7 protein-coding genes are annotated in these 3,631 nt (G+C 71.1%); 2 read left to right on the forward strand and 5 right to left on the reverse strand.

Annotated elements, in window-relative coordinates; translation table 11 throughout:
• Positions 1-27: 27 nt before the first annotated feature.
• Positions 28-339 carry a GNAT family N-acetyltransferase gene (locus tag VJS38_RS13400; protein ID WP_324088650.1) on the forward strand — a complete coding sequence of 104 codons (312 nt, stop codon included), beginning with the start codon at positions 28-30 and terminating at the stop codon, positions 337-339.
• A gap of 63 nt (positions 340-402) precedes the next feature.
• Here VJS38_RS13400 and VJS38_RS13405 read toward each other — a convergent pair whose 3' ends face one another.
• A complete protein-coding gene (locus VJS38_RS13405; RefSeq protein ID WP_324088651.1) occupies positions 403-1,485 on the reverse strand; it encodes a 5-(carboxyamino)imidazole ribonucleotide synthase in 1,083 nt (360 codons plus the stop codon).
• Positions 1,486-1,487: 2 nt separating this feature from the next.
• A complete protein-coding gene (gene purE / locus VJS38_RS13410; protein WP_324088652.1) occupies positions 1,488-1,982 on the reverse strand; it encodes a 5-(carboxyamino)imidazole ribonucleotide mutase in 495 nt (164 codons plus the stop codon).
• A 153-nt stretch (positions 1,983-2,135) separates the two neighbouring features.
• On the opposite strand from purE, the gene VJS38_RS13415 reads away from it, so the two are divergent.
• Positions 2,136-2,753 (forward strand): GGDEF domain-containing protein, encoded by a 618-nt coding sequence (locus tag VJS38_RS13415; protein ID WP_324088653.1) that lies wholly within the window; start codon positions 2,136-2,138, stop codon positions 2,751-2,753.
• Here VJS38_RS13415 and VJS38_RS13420 read toward each other — a convergent pair.
• From VJS38_RS13420 to VJS38_RS13430, 3 genes are all read right to left on the reverse strand, one after another.
• On the reverse strand, positions 2,743-2,961 hold the full coding sequence (locus VJS38_RS13420) for a YdcH family protein (protein ID WP_324088654.1): 219 nt from the start codon (positions 2,959-2,961) through the stop codon (positions 2,743-2,745). The two genes, VJS38_RS13415 and VJS38_RS13420, sit on opposite strands and share 11 nt — an antisense overlap.
• Positions 2,961-3,410 carry a TIGR02444 family protein gene (locus VJS38_RS13425; RefSeq protein WP_324088655.1) on the reverse strand — a complete coding sequence of 150 codons (450 nt, stop codon included), beginning with the start codon at positions 3,408-3,410 and terminating at the stop codon, positions 2,961-2,963. Before VJS38_RS13425 ends, VJS38_RS13420 begins: the two co-directional genes overlap by 1 nt.
• Positions 3,411-3,631, reverse strand: a 221-nt coding sequence (locus VJS38_RS13430; protein ID WP_414692445.1) for a flavoprotein, incomplete at its 5' end; no start/stop codon positions are given. It lies immediately after the preceding gene.

Consider the following 3,631-nt stretch of genomic DNA (forward strand, 5'->3'; position numbering starts at 1 on the left):
TAGGATCAAATTGAACGACTAATCGGCGTGGTAAGTTTGATGGACCAGCCTGATGATAATCGAGGATTTTGGTTGGACCCGGCTTGGCAAGGGCGCGGCCTCATGACTGAGGCGAGTGATGCCGTGACGGACTACTGGTTCGATGTTTTGGACAAAGTAACTCTTCGAGTTCCAAAAGCGGCGAGCAATCCCGCGTCACGCCGTATCTCCGAGAAACGGGGAATGCGCGTCATCTCGCGGTTTCCCAAGAACCTCGTCTCTGGCGTTCACGAGGTGGAGCTGTGGGAAATCAGCCGCGACGAGTGGCGCCGCCAACGAGGCGCTGCCGAAGGGCGATAACCACCTCGCCGGACATCGGGAGCGTCCGTTTCTTCGCCACCGTCGCCGCCCTGATTCAGCTCCCTACCGCAGCGGCTTCACCCGGTTCACGTGCCCCATCTTCCGTCCCGGCTTGGCCTCGCGCTTGCCGTAGAGGTGGAGCCGGCTCTCCGGTTCGGCGGCGAACTTCGGCCAGGCGTCGACCTCGGCGCCCAGCAGGTTCAGCATCTCCACCTGGGCGATCGCGCGCGCCGGCGCCAGCGGCCAGCCGGCGACGGCGCGCACGTGCTGCTCGAACTGGTCGACCTCGCAGCCGTCCTGGGTCCAGTGGCCGGTGTTGTGCACCCTGGGCGCGATCTCGTTGACCAGCAGCCGGCCGTCGGTCAGCTCGAAGAGCTCGATGCCGACCACGCCGACGTATTCGAGGCCGGCCAGCACCTTGGCGGCGATCCGCTCGGCCTGCTCCGACAGCGCCGGCGAGGCCTTCGCCGGCGCCAGGGTGCGGCGCAGGATGCCGTCTTCGTGGTGGTTCTCGGCCAGGGGGTAGGCGACGATCGCCCCGTCGCGCCCCCGCGCGGCGATCACCGACAGCTCGCGCACGAAGTCGGCGGGGGCCTCGACGATCACCGGACGTCCGCCCAGGGCCGCAAACACGGCTTCGGCGTCGGCGACGTGCTCGACCCAGCGCTGGCCCTTGCCGTCGTAGCCCTCGCGGCGGGTCTTCATCAGGCAGGGAACGCCGATCTTCGCCACGGCGGCGGCGGCTTCTGCGGGCGTGGAGGCGCCGGCGAAGGCGACGGTGGCCACCCCGTGGGCGCCCAGGAAGGTCTTCTCGTCAACCCGGTCCTGGGCCGCCGACAGCGCCTTCGGGCCGGGCGCGACCTCGACGCCGAGCGAGGCGAGGGCGTCGAGCGAGGCCGCCGGCACGTTCTCGAACTCGTAGGTCACCACGTCGGCGGCCTCGGCCAGGGCCTTCAGCGCTTCCGGGTCGTCATAGGCGCCGACCAGGGTGCGCACGGCCACGCGTCCGGCCGGGCTGTCGGCGTCGCGCTCCAGCACCACCACGTCGAAGCCCAGGCGCGAGGCGGCCTCCGCCAGCATGCGGCCGAGCTGGCCGCCGCCGAGCACGCCGATGGTCGATCCGGGCGGGAGCGGGAAGGCCGCCATGCTCAGGCGTCCTCCACCGATTCGGCGACGCTCTCGGTCTGAGCGCGTGCGAAGGCGGCGACGCGCTCGGCGAGCCCCTCGTCGCTGAGCGCCAGGATCTTGGCGGCCATGATGCCGGCGTTCTTCGCCCCGGCCTCGCCGATCGCCAGCGTACCCACCGGAATGCCGGCCGGCATCTGGACGATCGAGAGCAGGGAATCCAGGCCCTTCAGCGTCTTGGACTCGATCGGCACGCCCAGCACCGGCAGGTCGGTGAGCGATGCGGTCATCCCCGGAAGATGCGCGGCCCCGCCGGCGGCGGCGATGATCACCTTCACGCCGGCGGCCTTGGCGCCCTTGGCGAAGCTGTACATGCGCTCGGGCGTGCGGTGGGCGGAGACCACCTTGGCCTCGTAGGCGACGCCCAGCCGGTCCAGCATCTCGGCGGCGTGGCGCAGCACCGGCCAGTCCGATCGGCTGCCCATGATGATGGCGACGGGCGCGGCGGCGGCGCTCATGCGTGACAGACCCCCGTTACCGGCGTCCCTTCGCCGGAAGGGCGGGGAGTATAGGCGCCGCCATTGCCGCCGCAACCAGGATGGCTAAATTCGGCTAAGGCCGCATGGCGGCTCGATTCTTTCGCCCCATCTTCGTTTCTGGCGCCGGGCCGCATGACCGAAAACTCCGCGGATCAGTTCCCGCTCGACGCCGCCGCGCTGGCGCGGGAGAACGCCGAGCTGCGCGCCGAGCTCGCCGCCCTGCGCGTGCGGCTGGCCGAGGCCGAGGGCCTGGCCGACCGCGACGCCCTGACCCCGCTCTTCAATCGGCGCGCCCTGATGCGCGAGCTTGCCCGCACGCTGGCGGCCGCGGAGCGCTATGGCGGCTCGGCGAGCCTGGTCTATTTCGACCTCGACGGGCTGAAGGCGATCAACGACCGCTTCGGCCACGCTGCGGGCGACGCGGCGCTCAAAGCCGTGGCCCAGCGTCTGATCGCTCGGATCCGCGCCTCCGACGCCGCGGGGCGGATGGGAGGCGACGAGTTCGCCGTCATCCTCGCCCAGACCAACGGCTTCCAGGCCGAAGCCAAGGCCCTGGCGCTCGCCCAGGCGATCGCCGCCGAGCCGGTCGAGGGCCTGCCGCCGGTGGTGCGCCTGAAGGTCTCTTGGGGCGTCGCCGAGATCCGCTCAGGCTCGACGCCCGACGCGGTGATCGCCGAGGCGGATGCGGCGATGTATGCGACGCGGCACGCGCGGCCAGGCCATGACGGAGGGATGGGGATCAGGCGATGATGTCCGGGGTCAGCTGGGCCTCGATGCGGCTGATCTCGTCCTTCAGCGCCAGCTTCTTGCGCTTCAGCCGGCCGATCAGCAGCATGTCGGGCAGGGGGGAGATTGCGATCGCGTTCACCGCCGCGTCGAGGTCGGCGTGATCCTGGCGCAGCTCCGCCAGCTTTTCGCGAAGCGCATCTTCGTCGAGGGCGTCCATGTCGTCGAACATTACGCCACCGCGTCCGTCAAAGCAGCCAGCGTCTCGACCGGCGCCGCGCGGCCCCAGGCCCGCGTGGCGGCGGTCACCGCCTCCAGCGCCGAGCCGGCGGGCCTTGCGCCCTCGCCCAGCCGCTCCAGCGTCTCCACCAGCACGCGCTCGGCGCGCAGCTCGGCGGCCTTGACGTCCTCGCGCAGGCCCTCGCGGGCGGCGTCGTCCACCGGCGGGAGCGGCGCCTTCAGGCCCCGCCGCACGGCGCGCAGCGGAACCAGCGTGGTCTCGTCCCAGCTTCGTGCGGTCCGCGCCGCCTGGTCCAGCACCGCCTCATCGTCCGGCCGCGCGCGGATCGCCCACAGCAGCAGGGAGGTGTTCTGCCCATAGTCGTCCTGCAGCCTCAGGCAGGTCTCCGCAACCCCGGGACGCGCGTAGGCGTCCAACACCCAATCCCACAACGGCGTCACTCATTCCTCCCCGTTCGAAGGCGCCCCAGCCAGGGCGGCGATGTCCTCGCCCCAGCGGCGCACCGGCGTCCAGCTCAGGCCGAACAGGTCGAGCGCCCGGCCCACCGACTGGTCGACCATCTGCTCCAGGCTGGCGGGCCTGGCGTAGAAGGCCGGCAGGGGCGGGGCGATGACCGCCCCCATCTCGGCAAGCCGCACCATGGTCCGCAGGTGCCCCAGAT

It is taken from the genome of Phenylobacterium sp., assembly GCF_035276905.1.
Taxonomy (GTDB): Bacteria; Pseudomonadota; Alphaproteobacteria; order Caulobacterales; family Caulobacteraceae; genus Phenylobacterium.

Coding starts and splice junctions, on each gene's coding strand:
- VJS38_RS13405 (WP_324088651.1), bottom strand. CDS start 1,485: ATGGCGGCCTTCCCGCTCCCGCCCGGATCGACCATCGGCGTGCTCGGC.
- VJS38_RS13415 (WP_324088653.1), top strand. CDS start 2,136: ATGACCGAAAACTCCGCGGATCAGTTCCCGCTCGACGCCGCCGCGCTG.
- VJS38_RS13420 (WP_324088654.1), bottom strand. CDS start 2,961: ATGTTCGACGACATGGACGCCCTCGACGAAGATGCGCTTCGCGAAAAG.
- purE (WP_324088652.1), bottom strand. CDS start 1,982: ATGAGCGCCGCCGCCGCGCCCGTCGCCATCATCATGGGCAGCCGATCG.